This window comes from Paenibacillus sp. GD4, from assembly GCF_030846225.1.
GTDB classification, from domain to species: domain Bacteria; phylum Bacillota; class Bacilli; order Paenibacillales; family NBRC-103111; genus Paenibacillus_G; species Paenibacillus_G silviterrae.
Window position 1 is genome coordinate 4,662,318 of sequence record NZ_JAVCYK010000001.1, and the last position, 13,201, is coordinate 4,675,518.

The window sequence follows — 13,201 nt, forward strand, 5'->3', positions numbered from 1 at the left end:
TACAAAGTACGAAGACATGATGGAGGTAGCAGGAAATGAAAGTGCCACGGATCGTAACATTGGTGCTCTCTTTGTCGCTCATCGGGGCAGCTTCGGTTGCAGCAAGCTCGATGTGGGGCGAGTATGAAGGGTATTCGAAGACAAGGCTGTTAATTAACAATCAAGAAAAAACGTTTGACGGTGAAGAGGCCCCGGCTTTTCTAATGAAAGGAAGCGCGGTATTTCCGGTTCGCGTTTTGTCAGATTCTTTGCAGGCCTTGGTAAAATGGGATAGCTCTGCACAGACAGTTTCCGTTCATAAGCCCAATGTGCACATGTTTGTGGCCAAAAAAGTAGACGATGATTACTCCATTAAGCAGCCGTTTGGTGGAGTGAAGAAGGGAGACCGGCTTGATTTTGCCGTTTTCGCCCAAGTAGACAGCTTGACGACGCCTTTCCATTCGTTCAAGATTTCGATTGAGACACCATCCGGGGAGCTCGCGGCTCCGGCTCATGAGAAGGTAGTTGCAGGTCAGAAGGAAAATTTCTGGTACCCATGGCCGTTTACCGTCTCCTTTAACAAAGCGGGCAATTATACGGTGAAATTCTCCATTAAGCTGGAAGAGGGCGGGGACTACGTCGTGGTTTCCGAGAAAAAGATCTTATCCGAGTAATTTTCGGCTGTTGAGCAAGCCTTAGCGTCCGTCGATTGACTCGCCCGTTCGGAACGTGATACGATACGTAGGAATGACCATTACATAAGGAAATGAGGTTTTTCCATGAGCGATCACATTCATGATGCTTCCTGCGATCACGATCACGAAGACGATATTTTTATCGTTACCGATCAAGACGGCGTCGAGCATGAGATGGTGATGGTATATACTTTTGAAGCGAATGATCGTGCCTATGCAGTGCTGCTCGATCGCAATGATACCGAGGCGGATGGCGTTATTTTCCGTATCGAAGAGGAAGACGGAGAAGCCTTCCTGGCGAGCATCGAGGATGAAGAAGAGTGGGATCGCGTGGTTGCGATCTACAACGAAATCGTTGAAGAGCAAGAGCAATAAGATCGGAAGCCCTTCTGCCTGGCGGAGGGGCTTCTTTTTTAACGAAAAAAAGATCAGACGGCCTGCTTCCACAAGCAAGCTTCTGATCTTTATGAACATCGTTACCTATTTGCGAGGGTTATAATACATGACTCGACCGTTGAATAAGTGCAGCTCTGCCTTCCATAGCTTGGCCAAGTATTTGCAGAACTCGTTGCCCTTCGCTTTATCGCCGTGGGTCGCTTCGTCCGGAAGCACCATCTGTACAAAATGCTTCTCGGAATCACCAGCAGCTTCGGTGCCTACACCAAGGACGATATATTTATAGAGCGGGTTGGTTCCACGAAGATAAAACCATTTGCCTTCACCTTCTGGCTTGGATTCGATTGTATAAGGAAATCCGGCGTCATCATAATCCCATCCAAGCTGCTTGCCAGTTAATTTGAGCTGCTCTTGGTAATGAAGCAATTGGGCCTTGAGCTCTTCCAGCGTTAACGAAGGAACGGCGGAGCCTTCGACAAACTTAATGTATGCGCTTTGCGCCATGACTTTGCACCTGCCTACAAGGGATGGACTGGTATGTATAACCTATAATAGAACCTATAACATCATAGCATTATGAAAATGGAAATACAATACACAGATCCCGATCGAAGAGGAAGACTACAGGGGAGAGCGAGAAGATGAAATAGAGGGGAGGGTTAGAGCCGTTATGCCGGCTCTCTCCCCATTGCTTACGGGCGGGTTTCCGGCTGACGATTCTCTTCATATCCGCCATCCGGTATACGGTACGACTTGCCCTGCTCGAGCTCCACGATACCGCTGCTCAATCCCGCGGCATAAACGTCGCTGAACTGTTCATGGGTTTCGGCCAGCCCCTTGGAGAGCGGAGATTCATTCTGATAATCGCTTACCTCATATTTGTGCGAAGCGACGGCATCGGCATTCTGCTGCAGGCTCTCTGCAGCCGGGTCTTGTTTGTTCATCGATTCATTCCTCCTAGGTTTCGCCTACTCAGTAATGTTTCACAGCCCGAGGGGATTTATTCCCTTTTCACTATTCGTATACCGTGGAGCCGCGTCTTGGCACAATAATCGCAGGCGAATGGGGAGGTGAACAAAATGAGCAAACAACAGCGTCAGAACCAAGCCCCGCGGCAAAAGGTGAAGCTGGTCGCGGAAATGCCTGGTGATGCGGAGATGCGCAAAAATATGAGAGAGCAGCAGCAAAATGACGGCTACCCCGGCTCCTGCGGCTGCGATGCCTAACGAATTCCGCTGACGTTTATGCCGAAAGAACCTTGAAAGCAAGCCAGTGGCTTGCATTTCAAGGTTCTTTCGTTGACGTTAGAAAATTGCGGGTGTTTCTACGATGACCTTCACAAACTCGATACTGCGGTCCTCCGGTCCTTTGACAGGAAGGCCTACTTCGATATGCTCGGTAATATAGTCGATCAAATCTTGAGAGATGACCTCTCCAGGCAGAAGGATGGGAATTCCCGGAGGATACACATAGATGAATTCGGCGATAATCCGGTCGGCGGAGTCCTTGAACGGAATGAGCTCGGTATCCCCGTAGAAGGCATCGCGCGGCGACAAGGTAAGCTGCGGAATTTTCGGGATTTTGATCACCAGCTCGTTAGCCTGGCGAACATTGTAATTTTCCTCCGACAGCACGCGAAGCGCTGAAAGGAGGGTGTCAATGTTCTCTTTCGTATCGCCCGGTGTAACCAGACAAAGGATATTGTACATATCGCTTAGCTCAACCTCGATGTTGTACTTCTCCCGCAGCCAGTTCTCCGCATCATAACCGGTGATGCCGAGGTGGCGCACGTGAATGTTCACCTTCATCGGATCCAGGTCGTAAGTAGCCTCGCTGCCGAGGATCTCCCTGCCGAAGCAGGACAGGCCCGGAATTTGGTTGATTTCATGACGTGCGTATTCGGCAAGCTCTACCGATCGGGCAGCCATCTCCCGGCCATTGAGAGCCAAATGACGACGGGCAGTGTCCAGAGATGCCAGCAGAATATAGGAGGTCGACGTCGTTGTCAACATACTGATGATCGTTTTGGCTCTGCGATAGCTCACGAGATTGCCCTGAATATTCAGCACGGAGCTCTGCGTCATGGAGCCGCCGAGCTTATGCACGCTGGTTGCCGCCATATCCGCGCCGGCTTGCATGGCCGACATCGGGAGCTGATCGCTGAAATGGATTAAAACGCCGTGTGCTTCGTCGACAAGGACAGGGATGTTATAGCCGTGTACGATGTCGACAATTTCCTTCAGATTTGCACATACGCCGTAGTAAGTAGGGTTTATCACGAGCACGGCCTTGGCATCGGGATGACGCTCCAGCGCGCGTTTGACGGACCGGGTTGTCACACCGTGGTCGATACCCAAATTCTCATCGCGTACCGGTGACAGGAATACAGGCTTCGCTCCGGCGAAGATGATGGCGGCCATGACGGACTTATGCACATTGCGGGGAACAATGATTTTATCCCCCTCGGAGCACACAGTCAAAATCATCGTCATAATGGCGCCGCTTGTTCCTTGAACGGAAAAGAATGTATGATCCGCCCCGAAGGCATCCGCCGCGAGACGTTGAGCTTCCTCAATAACGCCGGTGGGCTGATGCAGGTCGTCCAGCGGCGCAATATTGATCAGGTCGATGGATAACGCATTATCTCCGATAAAAGCCCGGTATTCGGGATCCATACCGACGCCTTTCTTATGTCCTGGAATGTGAAATTGAACGGGATTGCGCTCGGCATGAGCCTTCAGCGCGGTAAACAGGGGAGTGCGGTTGTGATCCACCTATCATCCCTACCCTTCTATAGGAAATAGCTTGTTTTTTAAGCAAACAAAATGAGTATAGCAAAAACAGACACGGATGCAAGAGCTTTGACCAAATTAGTTTGTTAAGATTTGGCGCAAAATAACCGACAGGACGGTGTATGTCCATTTTGTTAAGGTTGCGGCCGCTCCATTTCCATCATGAAGCAAGATATGATACGATATGAGAGTCGTTTTGTGGCGACGGAACCATCTTTTTTTTGCCTGGGAGGCTTTGAATTTATATGAAAAAACAGCTGGCCATTATCTCAGTGCTGCTGATGACCATTTTCATTGGTTTCGGTATCATCATTCCGGTTCTGCCCGATGCCGTCACCGGATCCGGCGCGGAAAACGTTCATTTAGGTTTGCTGCTTTCGGTTTATTCGCTTGCTTCGTTTCTGATGTCACCGTTCTGGGGAGGCTTGTCCGATCGCATCGGCAGACGGCCGCTGATCATCATAGGGGCGCTTGGCTTTAGCGTCAGCTTCTTCCTGTTCGGCATTGCACAGGATAATTTAATTCTGATGTATGTGTCCCGTATTCTGGGAGGATTGTTCTCCGGCGCCGCAACGACCTGTGCGGTTGCTTATGTGGCGGATATCACGACGGAGGAAAACCGGACGAAGGGTATGGGGCTTGTCGGCATGTCGATCGGGCTCGGCTTTATCTTCGGCCCCGCAGTGGGAGGGCTCCTCAGCACGTGGGGTACGCAGATTCCGTTCTTCGCCGCCTCCATTATTGCTCTAGGGACGTTCCTGTTCGCACTGGTTATGCTCCCTGAGTCCCTAAGCGAGGAGAAGCGACGCAAGCCGCAGGAGGCTAAGGTGTCGCGCTGGTCGGGATTCGTTGGCTCGGTCAAATATTTGTACGTCCTGTCATTCTTCGTCACGTTCTCGCTGGCAGGACTGGAGGCGACCTTGCTCTTGTTTCAGAGGGATAAGATCGGAGCGGATGCGGCGCAGCTGGGCATTATGTTTGCCATCTGCGGGGTCGTAGGAGCCCTTGTACAAGGGGGCATCGTTCGGCGCTTCATTAAGAAGGGACGCGAGGAGCGGGTCATCGTAATCGGCCTGCTGCTTTCAGCCGTCGGGTTCGGGCTGATCCTGTTGTCCGACAGCTTGTTCACCGCGACGGTATATTTAAGCATCTTCGGTGCGGGGAATGCGTTGATCCGCCCGTGCGTAACGTCGCTAATTACACAGAAGACGACGGTAGGCCAAGGGACGGCTTCCGGTCTCAATTCGTCAATGGACAGCTTGGGTCGTATACTGGGACCGCTACTTGGAGCCGGTGTCTACGATTATAACAACAACCTGCCGTTCCTTACCGGCGCCGTGTTATCCGTTGCAGCGATTTACCTTCTTTATCGTTTTGTCGCGGCTGATCGTGTAAAGGCGCAAACGCTGGCTTAACATCGAAAGGGGCTGTCCCAAAAGTCACCATAGGTGACTGAGGGACTGCCCCTTTTTCTCAATTTTGTAAAACAAAAAGAAACCAATCCTTGGTAAAATGGAAGTGTCGAGCAACCATTGAAAGGAGAGGTTTCTTTGTTTATTCAATATACCATGGATCAACTGTGTCTGCCAATGGATTTGGAAATGGACATCCCACCACGTCACGTAGCGCGAGTTATTAATAGCTTCATCAATCGTTTGGACGACAGCTTGTTTACAGCTGCGTATCCCGGAGGCGGTCGGGATAGCTATCACCCTAAAATGCTTACTAAAATCATTGTGTATGCTTATTCTCAACGTATCTACTCCTCTAGACAGATTGCCAAGGCCGTGCGTGAGAATATCCCTTTCATGTGGCTGGCAGGTCGCCAACAGCCGGACTTCCGGACCATCAATCGGTTTCGCTCCGAGCGGATGAAGGAGCAGCTCGAGAAGATTTTTGCAGGAATGCTGGAGCTGCTAATGGCCGAGGGATATATCAAGCTGGAGAACTACTTTGTTGACGGTACCAAGATCGAAGCAAATGCAAACCGGTATACGTTTGTCTGGGGAAAGGCAGTAAAGAAGCAGAAAGCCAGGCTGGAAGAGAAAGTGAAGCAGCTTTTTATTGAGATTGAACAGCAGGAGATTCAGGAAGATAAAGAGCACAACGGCAAGGACCTGCTCGAGCTGGGCGGAGACACCGACCTAACAAGCGAGAGCATGGAGGCGGCTTTAACGAAGCTAGAAGCCAAACTGAAGAGTGAACCAAAGAACAAAACGGTAAAGAAAGCGGTACGGCAACTGCGTAAGGATTTTGTTCCCCGCCAGCAGAAGTACGAAACTCAGCTTGAGATCCTTGGCGAACGAAACAGTTTCAGTAAAACGGATCCAGATGCCACGTTTATGAGAATGAAGGAAGACCACATGGGCAACGGTCAACTCAAGCCCGGCTACAACGTACAAGTCGGCACAGAGAACCAATTCATCGTAGGTTACTCCCTCCACCAGCGCCCGACAGATACGCGTTGCCTTATCCCGCATCTTAACAAGGTAAAAGAGACGCTTGGTCGTCTTCCTAAAACCGTCATCGCCGATGCCGGTTACGGTGGTGAGGAAAACTATGCGTATCTAGAGAAAGAAAACATGGAAGCGCTTGTGAAATACAATTCCTTTCATAAGGAAGTATCAAGGGCATGGCGAAACGACGTATCCCGCTTAGAAAACTGGACGTACAACGAGGACAAAGACATCTGGGTATGCCCAAACGGAAGAACACTACATTTTATTAAGGAGAGCAAGAACAAGACTGATAGTGGGTACGGGGTCAAATTGCGGATCTACCGAAGTGAAAACTGTGAGGGGTGTCCGTTCAAAGAGAAATGCACCAAGTCTGAACGCAGCCGCGAAATAAGGGTCAGCATGGAGTATCTTCGCTACAAAAAAGTGGCTAGAGAAAAATTAAGAAGCGAAGATGGACGCAAGCTCTCGGTTCAACGAATGATCGAAGTGGAAAGTGTGTTTGGGCAAATGAAAAATAACCGGGGATTCCGGAGGTTCCTGCTTCGCGGCTTACCAAAAGTAAGCCTGGAGGTCGGGTGGCTTTCGCTTGCCCACAATTTGCTTAAGGTGGTAACCACGGAGCAAAAAAGACATATAGTCGGGCAAGAATGAACCCTGTCCGGCCATTTTTTTTACGAAATATGGGGTTGTATAAAAGGGGCTGTCCCTTTAAGTAGATTTTTCGCTACTTTTGGGACAGCCCCTTTTCTTTTTGCATTCGTAGTTACTTCTGCTTGCTCTCGTGCTTGCGGTCTACCGCTTTTTCAATCCAAGGGGTCAGCTCTTCCTTGATCTTGGCGACGAGCTGCTCCTTGCTCATGCCTTTGCTTGCTGCGATCTCGGTCATGGATTTCCCCGCCTTGAGCTCGGATTTCAGCTGCTCCTCGGTGATGCCGAGGATCGAAGCCAGCTTCTCCGGGGCAGGCAGTGCGTCGAATCGGCCTTTACCCGTCTTGCCGTGGTGTGCCTTGTCGCCGCGCACCGGGTGGTTGACCATAAATTTCAAATGCTTTTCCATGTGGGCCTTCAGCTTCTCCGCTTTCTCGGCCGTCAGCTTGCCTGAAGCAACCGCTTCCTCGATCTTCTTTGTGCGCTCAGCCTGCAGCTTGGCAATGAGGTCGGTCTCGCTGATGCCTTTGGCTGCCGCAATCTGCACCAGCGTTTCGCTTTTCAGCTGCTTCATCAGCGTTTCCTTGTCCATGCCGAGCAGTGCCGCCGCTTCCTCATAAATCGGGAGCTTCTCCTGACGTCCTTCTCGGTCCGGCTTCAGCTCTTTGTCCTTCACAGTGCCGCTGACGGCGGAAGGCGCTTCCGACGATTCGGCTCGTGCAATGTGCTTGGCACTGTAGAGTGTGCCTCCGCCTAGCAGCAGGGCCAAAGCAAGGCTGGAGACGAGGAACGTTTTGGTATAAGGTGGTCTCAAAGTAACTCACTTCCTTTCTGTGCGGAATAGTTAGATTTCTCCCACAATACCTAGCTTATCCAAATCGCCTTAAGGGGAGGTGAAGCTAAGCTTAAATCAACATGAAATTTGCATGGCTGCGTTCATTCCCTTCAAGCACAAATCTGTGGTATAAAAAGAAGGACAGCTTTTATGCCGATAAGGAGTTAGGGATGAATGAGTATGAAACCAGGTTTGTCGGACAACCCGGACGTTGTCTTTAATGAAATGATCCGCATCATCATTAAAGCGGAGGATTTCGACTTTTGGCTGCGCTTTTCTTCCGAGTGGGGCGGCGTTCTCTATGTATTTGACGAAAGAAATACGAAACAGCTCGAGGCCGGACATATCACGGAAGAGGCTCACGAGAATACCCGAAGATCGCTCCGGCTCGGTATGATCACGCTAAGCGGGCTCTATGATGCATTAAAGGCATGGTCCGATCAGCATCAGGAGGATTATATTTACTCGATGAATACGCTTGACTGCTTCTATATCCCGGTGTATTTGAACGACTTTGAGCAAATACGCAAATCGGATTCGGACAAATGCGGCATCTATACGCAGGTTATCCTGCATCAGCTGTCGAAGCAGGGAGAGCTGAAGGAGCGGCTGGCCTCGATTGAAGAGACGGTGAAAGAGTATACGGCCAACATTCATCTGTATTCCAGAAGATAAGGGAGAGGACTAACGATGTTTACTTACGAAATCGAAGAACAGGGCACAGGAGATACCCTGCTGCTTTATAACGAGAAAGAGTACTCGCAAATCCAATTCATCGGAATGATCAACGAATTTCTTGAAGGTGACGATGTGGAGGAAGAGGACCTGATCGAGTTTCTGATCAACAAATTCGGCTTCACCCGCACGAAGAATAGCTAATATTCAAAAAGCCTGCTTCCGCAGCGTTCTTCATGAGAATGCAGGGAAGCAGGCTTTTTCGTGTCAGAAGGAGAGACGGTACAAAGGCAGCACGGTTTCGAATGTACGTTCCACGACGTTAAGGAATTGTTTACCGTCGGTCAGCACGGGATCATGCCGATCAATCGTCAGACCGCACAGCGCTTCCGATTTTTTCACGTGTTTTAGCTTTCGTACCAGATCCGCGAAGCGTTCCTCTGTCATTTCTTCATGGCGAATCCCCTCTGGCTGCATATGATCCAAAGACCATACATAGTGTGCCGGAAGCTGTGTCCGAATCGTATCCCACTGCTGCTCCAGCTTCTCCGCGAAACTTGCTTTATTCGGGCTTTCATAAATCAGCGCAAACTGGATGAACACGTGGGTGGACCACATGCCTACTTGAAAATGGGGATGGGCCTTGTAGCCTTTCTTATTATGAGCCCACGCTACCCAAGTATCGTTAGGCGGATTGATGGTGCGCCTTGCATGCTTGGCGACGTGCGGGAACATTTCTTCACCGCACAGAGCGGTCAAATGGGGACCGACGAGCTCGCCCAGCTGATGAAGCTTGGGACGTACGTTCGCAATGAGGGACTCCATGCGCGGCTCCAGTCCCGGTATGGTAAACACATCGAAATCGTCTTGAGTAAAGCCTGGAAAAGTCATGATCGAAATAACGCCTCCTGTTTCAGACAAGCTGTATGCTTACCCACTATACCAAAACCTAAAAAAAACACAAGGGCAATGATAACGAGTCCATTGTCCGTTTCACGGCCAAAGTCTACTATAAAGATACGGTAAAACACTACTACAAACAACCATCAACTACGACAAGAGGAAAAGGGTGAGAGTTATGGCAGGAGCCAAAGTGAGCGCGGCTGACAAGGTAAGCATCCGAAGTCAGAATAGCAGCGTATTCAGATTCATGTGGAAGTATAAAGCGCTTTATTTCATCACATTGCCGGGGATTTTGTACTATTTGATTTTTAAGTACATTCCGCTGGCGGGGTCCTTCATTGCCTTCAAGGATTACAACATTTTTAAAGGGGTATGGGGCAGCCCGTGGGTAGGGTTTAAGCATTTTGAAAGAATGTTCCAGCATGCGGACTTCCTTCGGATTTTGAAAAATACGGTCATTCTCGGCGGGATGGAGCTGCTGTTTGCCTTTCCGGCACCGATTATCGTAGCGCTGCTGCTGAATGAGGTTCGCATCGCGGTATACAAAAAAATTGTACAAACCGTTATCTACATGCCGCACTTCTTGTCCTGGGTTATCATCAGCGGAATTGCCGTTGGTATTTTCTCTCCTTCGACGGGCGTCGTGAACCATGCGCTTGTATGGCTTGGATTTGAACCGATCTATTTCCTGGCGGAAAACTCCATGATTCGGACCATACTCGTCGGCTCCGGGATCTGGAAGGAAGTGGGCTGGGGCACGATCATCTATTTAGCCGCCTTGGCCGGTGTGAACCCTGATCTCTATGAGGCGGCGGAAATGGACGGAGCGAATCGTTGGCAGCAAACGCTTGCCATCACGATTCCTTCGATTATGCCGACCATTACGATCTTGTTCCTGCTCAAAATCGGCGATTTCTTGGATTACGGCTTTGAACGCGTTTGGGTATTCATTAACCCGCTCACTTACGAGAACGGTGAAATTTTGGACACGTACATTTTCCGGGTCGGTCTAATGCAGCAGGAGTACAGCTATTCGACGGCGGTAGGGCTGTTCAAATCGGTTGTCGGTCTCGTCATGCTGCTGGCAGCCAATAAGTTCAGTAAAAAAGCAACAGGAGAAAGCTTGTTCTAGGGGGTGCGTTATGGACTACAGAATTACTAAAGGCCAAAAAGTATTTAACGTATTTAACTTGACGTTCTTAGGCATCATGTCGCTGCTGATGTTCCTGCCGTTCCTTAACGTGCTGGCACAGTCGCTAAGCAGCTCGAAGGCGATCACCAACGGCTCTGTGGGACTTTTGCCGGTCGATTTTACATGGATCAACTATCAGTACGTATTTCAGGATATAACGATTCTGCGGGCCTTCGGCATCACCGTACTGATCACGGTTGTCGGTACGGCCATCAACCTGGTGATGACGTCGTCGCTTGCGTATCCGCTCTCGAGACAAGAGTATGTAGGACGTAAATATTTGCTCCTGATGATCTTGTTTACGATTATTTTCAGCGCGCCACTCATTCCGCAGTTTATCTTGATTAAAAATTTGGGCTTGATGAACTCTTTGTGGGCGGTCATGATTCCCAATGCCGTGAGTGCTTTTAACTTCTTTGTAATGAGATCGTTTTTCATGAACATCCCGAATGAGCTGATCGACTCGTCACGGATCGACGGCTGCTCGGAAGTCGGCATTATTTGGCGCATCATCCTTCCGCTGTCCAAGCCGGCAATGGCGACCATGGGGATCTATTATGCGGTGTATCACTGGAATTCGTACCAAAGCGCTATCTATTATTTGAATGATCGCAATTTGATGCCTCTTCAGGTCAGACTGCGCGCCATGATCGACACGGACTCCTTAAGTATGGACCCTAACGGCTCGCTTTACAGCGAAATGCTGAACATGTCGCCTGAAGGCGTCAAAATGGCAACCGTCTTTATCGCAACCGTACCGATCCTGCTGATTTATCCTTTCCTGCAGCGTCATTTCATTAAGGGAATGCTGATCGGCTCCGTCAAAAGCTAACCTGAGCCCGATCTAAAGAAAATACAAGCGCATACAAAATCACTCCATTGTTCGAAGTTTGTTCTGAAATGTAGAATGACAGTAGATGATGAAAGCGCTATTACAAATGGCTTTCTCTATATCAACCCATACTAACGAAAGAAAAGAGGGGTAGCATGAAAAAGAAGGTAGTCACGACATCCGTAGCTTTATCGCTTGTACTCGGTACCTTGGCAGGATGCGCCGGCAATACGGACGCTCCGAAGGATCAAAGTCAGGGAGGCGCTGCACCTGCAGGCCCGACGAAGTTTTCGATTTCCATGCGTACGCTGAACTTCGATTATGTGGAGAAGCATGCCAACATCAATGATGATAAGTGGGTCAAAGAGCTGGAGAAGAAAACGAATGTCGATTTGGACATCAAACTGATTCCGCATAAGGATTACGAGCAAAAGATGATTCAAATGTTCGCCATCAATGACATTCCCGATGTTGTTCAAGCAGGCGCAGGCACTAACGGCAAGGAGCTCGCAGGTTCTGTCCAGGCAGGAGTTTTCCTTCCTCTGGACGACCTGCTCAAGGAGCATGGCCAAAACCTGCTGAAGGTCATTCCGAAAGAGGCCTGGGAAGAGCTGAAATATGACGGCAAAATCTACGGAATTCCGGAGTTCTTGTCCAGCTCCTCCCGCCGTGCAACGTGGGTGCGCGCCGACCTTATGGAGAAGGCGGGCATTACGAAGGATCCGAAAACGGTAGAGGAATACTTGGATATGCTTCGCGCCTTCAAGAAGATCGGCGTAGAGCATCCGTTCATGGGCCGCGAGAAGTTCAAGTACGCGGATCTGTTCTTCGGAGCGTATGACGTCTACACGTACCAAAGCCAGTTCGAGGTTGTCGGAGGCAAGGTACAGCCGAAATTCTTCGATGTGGAGAACATGACCAAAGCGCTCAATACGTACAAAACGATGTTCGATGAAGGCTTGATCAGCAAGGAGTTTGCGACCATCAACCCGACGAACTTCAAGAACATTATTCTTTCCGGCAAAGCAGGCATGTGGGAAATGAATGCCCAAGAGCTGCTTCAGTGGGAGACTCAGCTTCAAGCGAATGTGCCTAACGCGAAGATCAAAATCATTCCTTCACCTGTCGGTACGGACGGGAAGGGAGGCGGCTACCTGTATTCCCCGGTTACAAGAAGCTACCTGATCAATGCCAAAGCGAAGGACAGAGCGGCTGCGATCATCAAGTTCTTCGATTGGCAGGTAACACAGGAAGCGGACAAGTGGTTCGATACGTCGCTGCCAGTTGAGCCTAAGACACCGGAGGAGGTTGCAGAACAGCGTTACCTGTCAGGTTTCCTGCATATGGTGAAGGATGATGCGTTCCGTAAGCCGATTCTCGAAGCGACACCGGCAGGCAAAGAGCTGTTGAAATCGTTCGAAACGATTCTGCCGAAGGAAGGCCGCGGCGGTATCGAGTTTGATCCTCGCTTGGAGGCAATGGGCAAAAACCCGGATGCCGCCTCCATCTCCGATGAGCCGGCACCTCTGCTGTTAGCTCACATGGTCAAAATGGTATACGGCAAGGAGCCGATCTCCGATTGGCCGAAGGTGATCGAGGAGTGGAAATCCAAGGGCGGTAACGAGATCCTCAAGGAAGCTCAAGCTCGTTACGATGCGAAAAAGGACTTTAAAATCCGCGGCGCCGAAGCTGACGCGATTCGTAAGTAACACAACACAGTCGTTCCCCTGCGCAAGTGGGGGGGCGGCTTTTTCTAATTTTTTGTGCATCTCGGCGGGAGTGTCATTCCTGCGAT

General features: G+C 50.0%; 15 protein-coding genes. 10 read left to right on the plus strand and 5 right to left on the minus strand.

The genetic code is table 11. The features are described from left to right. The first annotated feature begins 35 nt into the window (after positions 1 to 35). Together RAC89_RS22030 and RAC89_RS22035 are read left to right on the plus strand one after the other, a co-directional pair. Positions 36 to 653 carry a stalk domain-containing protein gene (locus RAC89_RS22030; RefSeq protein ID WP_284638830.1) on the plus strand — a complete coding sequence of 206 codons (618 nt, stop codon included), beginning with the start codon at positions 36 to 38 and terminating at the stop codon, positions 651 to 653. Positions 654 to 758: 105 nt separating this feature from the next. After that, positions 759 to 1,049, plus strand: a complete 291-nt coding sequence (locus RAC89_RS22035) for a DUF1292 domain-containing protein (protein WP_284638831.1) — start codon at positions 759 to 761, stop codon at positions 1,047 to 1,049. A 105-nt stretch (positions 1,050 to 1,154) separates the two neighbouring features. Here the strand turns inward: RAC89_RS22035 and RAC89_RS22040 are convergent, their stop codons facing one another. Continuing rightward, positions 1,155 to 1,574, minus strand: a complete 420-nt coding sequence (locus tag RAC89_RS22040; protein ID WP_306615785.1) for a DUF1885 family protein — start codon at positions 1,572 to 1,574, stop codon at positions 1,155 to 1,157. Between the two features lie 188 nt (positions 1,575 to 1,762). Then, positions 1,763 to 2,014: a YozQ family protein gene (locus RAC89_RS22045; RefSeq protein WP_306615786.1), complete on the minus strand. Its 252-nt coding sequence runs from the start codon at positions 2,012 to 2,014 to the stop codon at positions 1,763 to 1,765. 135 nt (positions 2,015 to 2,149) lie between these two features. On the opposite strand from RAC89_RS22045, the gene RAC89_RS22050 reads away from it, so the two are divergent. Then, positions 2,150 to 2,296 carry a hypothetical protein gene (locus RAC89_RS22050; RefSeq protein ID WP_284638834.1) on the plus strand — a complete coding sequence of 49 codons (147 nt, stop codon included), beginning with the start codon at positions 2,150 to 2,152 and terminating at the stop codon, positions 2,294 to 2,296. A gap of 78 nt (positions 2,297 to 2,374) precedes the next feature. Here the strand turns inward: RAC89_RS22050 and RAC89_RS22055 are convergent, their stop codons facing one another. Further along, the gene (locus tag RAC89_RS22055; RefSeq protein ID WP_306615787.1) at positions 2,375 to 3,844 is read right to left on the minus strand and encodes an aminotransferase class I/II-fold pyridoxal phosphate-dependent enzyme; all 1,470 of its coding nucleotides are present in this window, start codon (positions 3,842 to 3,844) and stop codon (positions 2,375 to 2,377) included. A 263-nt stretch (positions 3,845 to 4,107) separates the two neighbouring features. On the opposite strand from RAC89_RS22055, the gene RAC89_RS22060 reads away from it, so the two are divergent. Beyond that, entirely contained in the window at positions 4,108 to 5,277 is a 1,170-nt protein-coding gene (locus RAC89_RS22060) for an MFS transporter (protein WP_284638836.1), read from the plus strand. A 135-nt stretch (positions 5,278 to 5,412) separates the two neighbouring features. Beyond that, entirely contained in the window at positions 5,413 to 6,972 is a 1,560-nt protein-coding gene (locus tag RAC89_RS22065) for an IS1182 family transposase (protein WP_306615788.1), read from the plus strand. 112 nt (positions 6,973 to 7,084) lie between these two features. Here the strand turns inward: RAC89_RS22065 and RAC89_RS22070 are convergent, their stop codons facing one another. Further along, positions 7,085 to 7,783 (minus strand): hypothetical protein, encoded by a 699-nt coding sequence (locus tag RAC89_RS22070; RefSeq protein ID WP_306615789.1) that lies wholly within the window; start codon positions 7,781 to 7,783, stop codon positions 7,085 to 7,087. 195 nt (positions 7,784 to 7,978) lie between these two features. On the opposite strand from RAC89_RS22070, the gene RAC89_RS22075 reads away from it, so the two are divergent. Both RAC89_RS22075 and RAC89_RS22080 read left to right on the plus strand, forming a co-directional pair. After that, positions 7,979 to 8,479 carry a hypothetical protein gene (locus RAC89_RS22075; RefSeq protein WP_306615790.1) on the plus strand — a complete coding sequence of 167 codons (501 nt, stop codon included), beginning with the start codon at positions 7,979 to 7,981 and terminating at the stop codon, positions 8,477 to 8,479. 15 nt (positions 8,480 to 8,494) lie between these two features. Next, the gene (locus tag RAC89_RS22080; RefSeq protein WP_306615791.1) at positions 8,495 to 8,683 is read left to right on the plus strand and encodes a hypothetical protein; all 189 of its coding nucleotides are present in this window, start codon (positions 8,495 to 8,497) and stop codon (positions 8,681 to 8,683) included. A gap of 63 nt (positions 8,684 to 8,746) precedes the next feature. Here the strand turns inward: RAC89_RS22080 and RAC89_RS22085 are convergent, their stop codons facing one another. Continuing rightward, positions 8,747 to 9,370 carry a YktB family protein gene (locus RAC89_RS22085; RefSeq protein ID WP_306615792.1) on the minus strand — a complete coding sequence of 208 codons (624 nt, stop codon included), beginning with the start codon at positions 9,368 to 9,370 and terminating at the stop codon, positions 8,747 to 8,749. Positions 9,371 to 9,557: 187 nt separating this feature from the next. On the opposite strand from RAC89_RS22085, the gene RAC89_RS22090 reads away from it, so the two are divergent. The 3 genes from RAC89_RS22090 to RAC89_RS22100 all read left to right on the plus strand — a co-directional run bounded on the left by RAC89_RS22090 (position 9,558) and on the right by RAC89_RS22100 (position 13,115). Continuing rightward, positions 9,558 to 10,514, plus strand: a complete 957-nt coding sequence (locus tag RAC89_RS22090) for an ABC transporter permease (protein WP_306616165.1) — start codon at positions 9,558 to 9,560, stop codon at positions 10,512 to 10,514. 10 nt (positions 10,515 to 10,524) lie between these two features. Then, positions 10,525 to 11,406 carry a carbohydrate ABC transporter permease gene (locus tag RAC89_RS22095; protein ID WP_306615793.1) on the plus strand — a complete coding sequence of 294 codons (882 nt, stop codon included), beginning with the start codon at positions 10,525 to 10,527 and terminating at the stop codon, positions 11,404 to 11,406. A gap of 155 nt (positions 11,407 to 11,561) precedes the next feature. Beyond that, positions 11,562 to 13,115 carry an extracellular solute-binding protein gene (locus RAC89_RS22100; protein ID WP_306615794.1) on the plus strand — a complete coding sequence of 518 codons (1,554 nt, stop codon included), beginning with the start codon at positions 11,562 to 11,564 and terminating at the stop codon, positions 13,113 to 13,115. Positions 13,116 to 13,201: the final 86 nt, after the last annotated feature.

What these genes read in the sequence shown, in the direction of transcription:
- RAC89_RS22045 (WP_306615786.1), bottom strand. Translation starts at nt 2,014, where the DNA reads ATGAACAAACAAGACCCGGCTGCAGAGAGCCTGCAGCAGAATGCCGAT.
- RAC89_RS22050 (WP_284638834.1), top strand. Translation starts at nt 2,150, where the DNA reads ATGAGCAAACAACAGCGTCAGAACCAAGCCCCGCGGCAAAAGGTGAAG.
- RAC89_RS22075 (WP_306615790.1), top strand. Translation starts at nt 7,979, where the DNA reads ATGAGTATGAAACCAGGTTTGTCGGACAACCCGGACGTTGTCTTTAAT.
- RAC89_RS22035 (WP_284638831.1), top strand. Translation starts at nt 759, where the DNA reads ATGAGCGATCACATTCATGATGCTTCCTGCGATCACGATCACGAAGAC.
- RAC89_RS22060 (WP_284638836.1), top strand. Translation starts at nt 4,108, where the DNA reads ATGAAAAAACAGCTGGCCATTATCTCAGTGCTGCTGATGACCATTTTC.
- RAC89_RS22040 (WP_306615785.1), bottom strand. Translation starts at nt 1,574, where the DNA reads ATGGCGCAAAGCGCATACATTAAGTTTGTCGAAGGCTCCGCCGTTCCT.
- RAC89_RS22085 (WP_306615792.1), bottom strand. Translation starts at nt 9,370, where the DNA reads ATGACTTTTCCAGGCTTTACTCAAGACGATTTCGATGTGTTTACCATA.
- RAC89_RS22080 (WP_306615791.1), top strand. Translation starts at nt 8,495, where the DNA reads ATGTTTACTTACGAAATCGAAGAACAGGGCACAGGAGATACCCTGCTG.
- RAC89_RS22030 (WP_284638830.1), top strand. Translation starts at nt 36, where the DNA reads ATGAAAGTGCCACGGATCGTAACATTGGTGCTCTCTTTGTCGCTCATC.
- RAC89_RS22100 (WP_306615794.1), top strand. Translation starts at nt 11,562, where the DNA reads ATGAAAAAGAAGGTAGTCACGACATCCGTAGCTTTATCGCTTGTACTC.
- RAC89_RS22090 (WP_306616165.1), top strand. Translation starts at nt 9,558, where the DNA reads ATGGCAGGAGCCAAAGTGAGCGCGGCTGACAAGGTAAGCATCCGAAGT.
- RAC89_RS22095 (WP_306615793.1), top strand. Translation starts at nt 10,525, where the DNA reads ATGGACTACAGAATTACTAAAGGCCAAAAAGTATTTAACGTATTTAAC.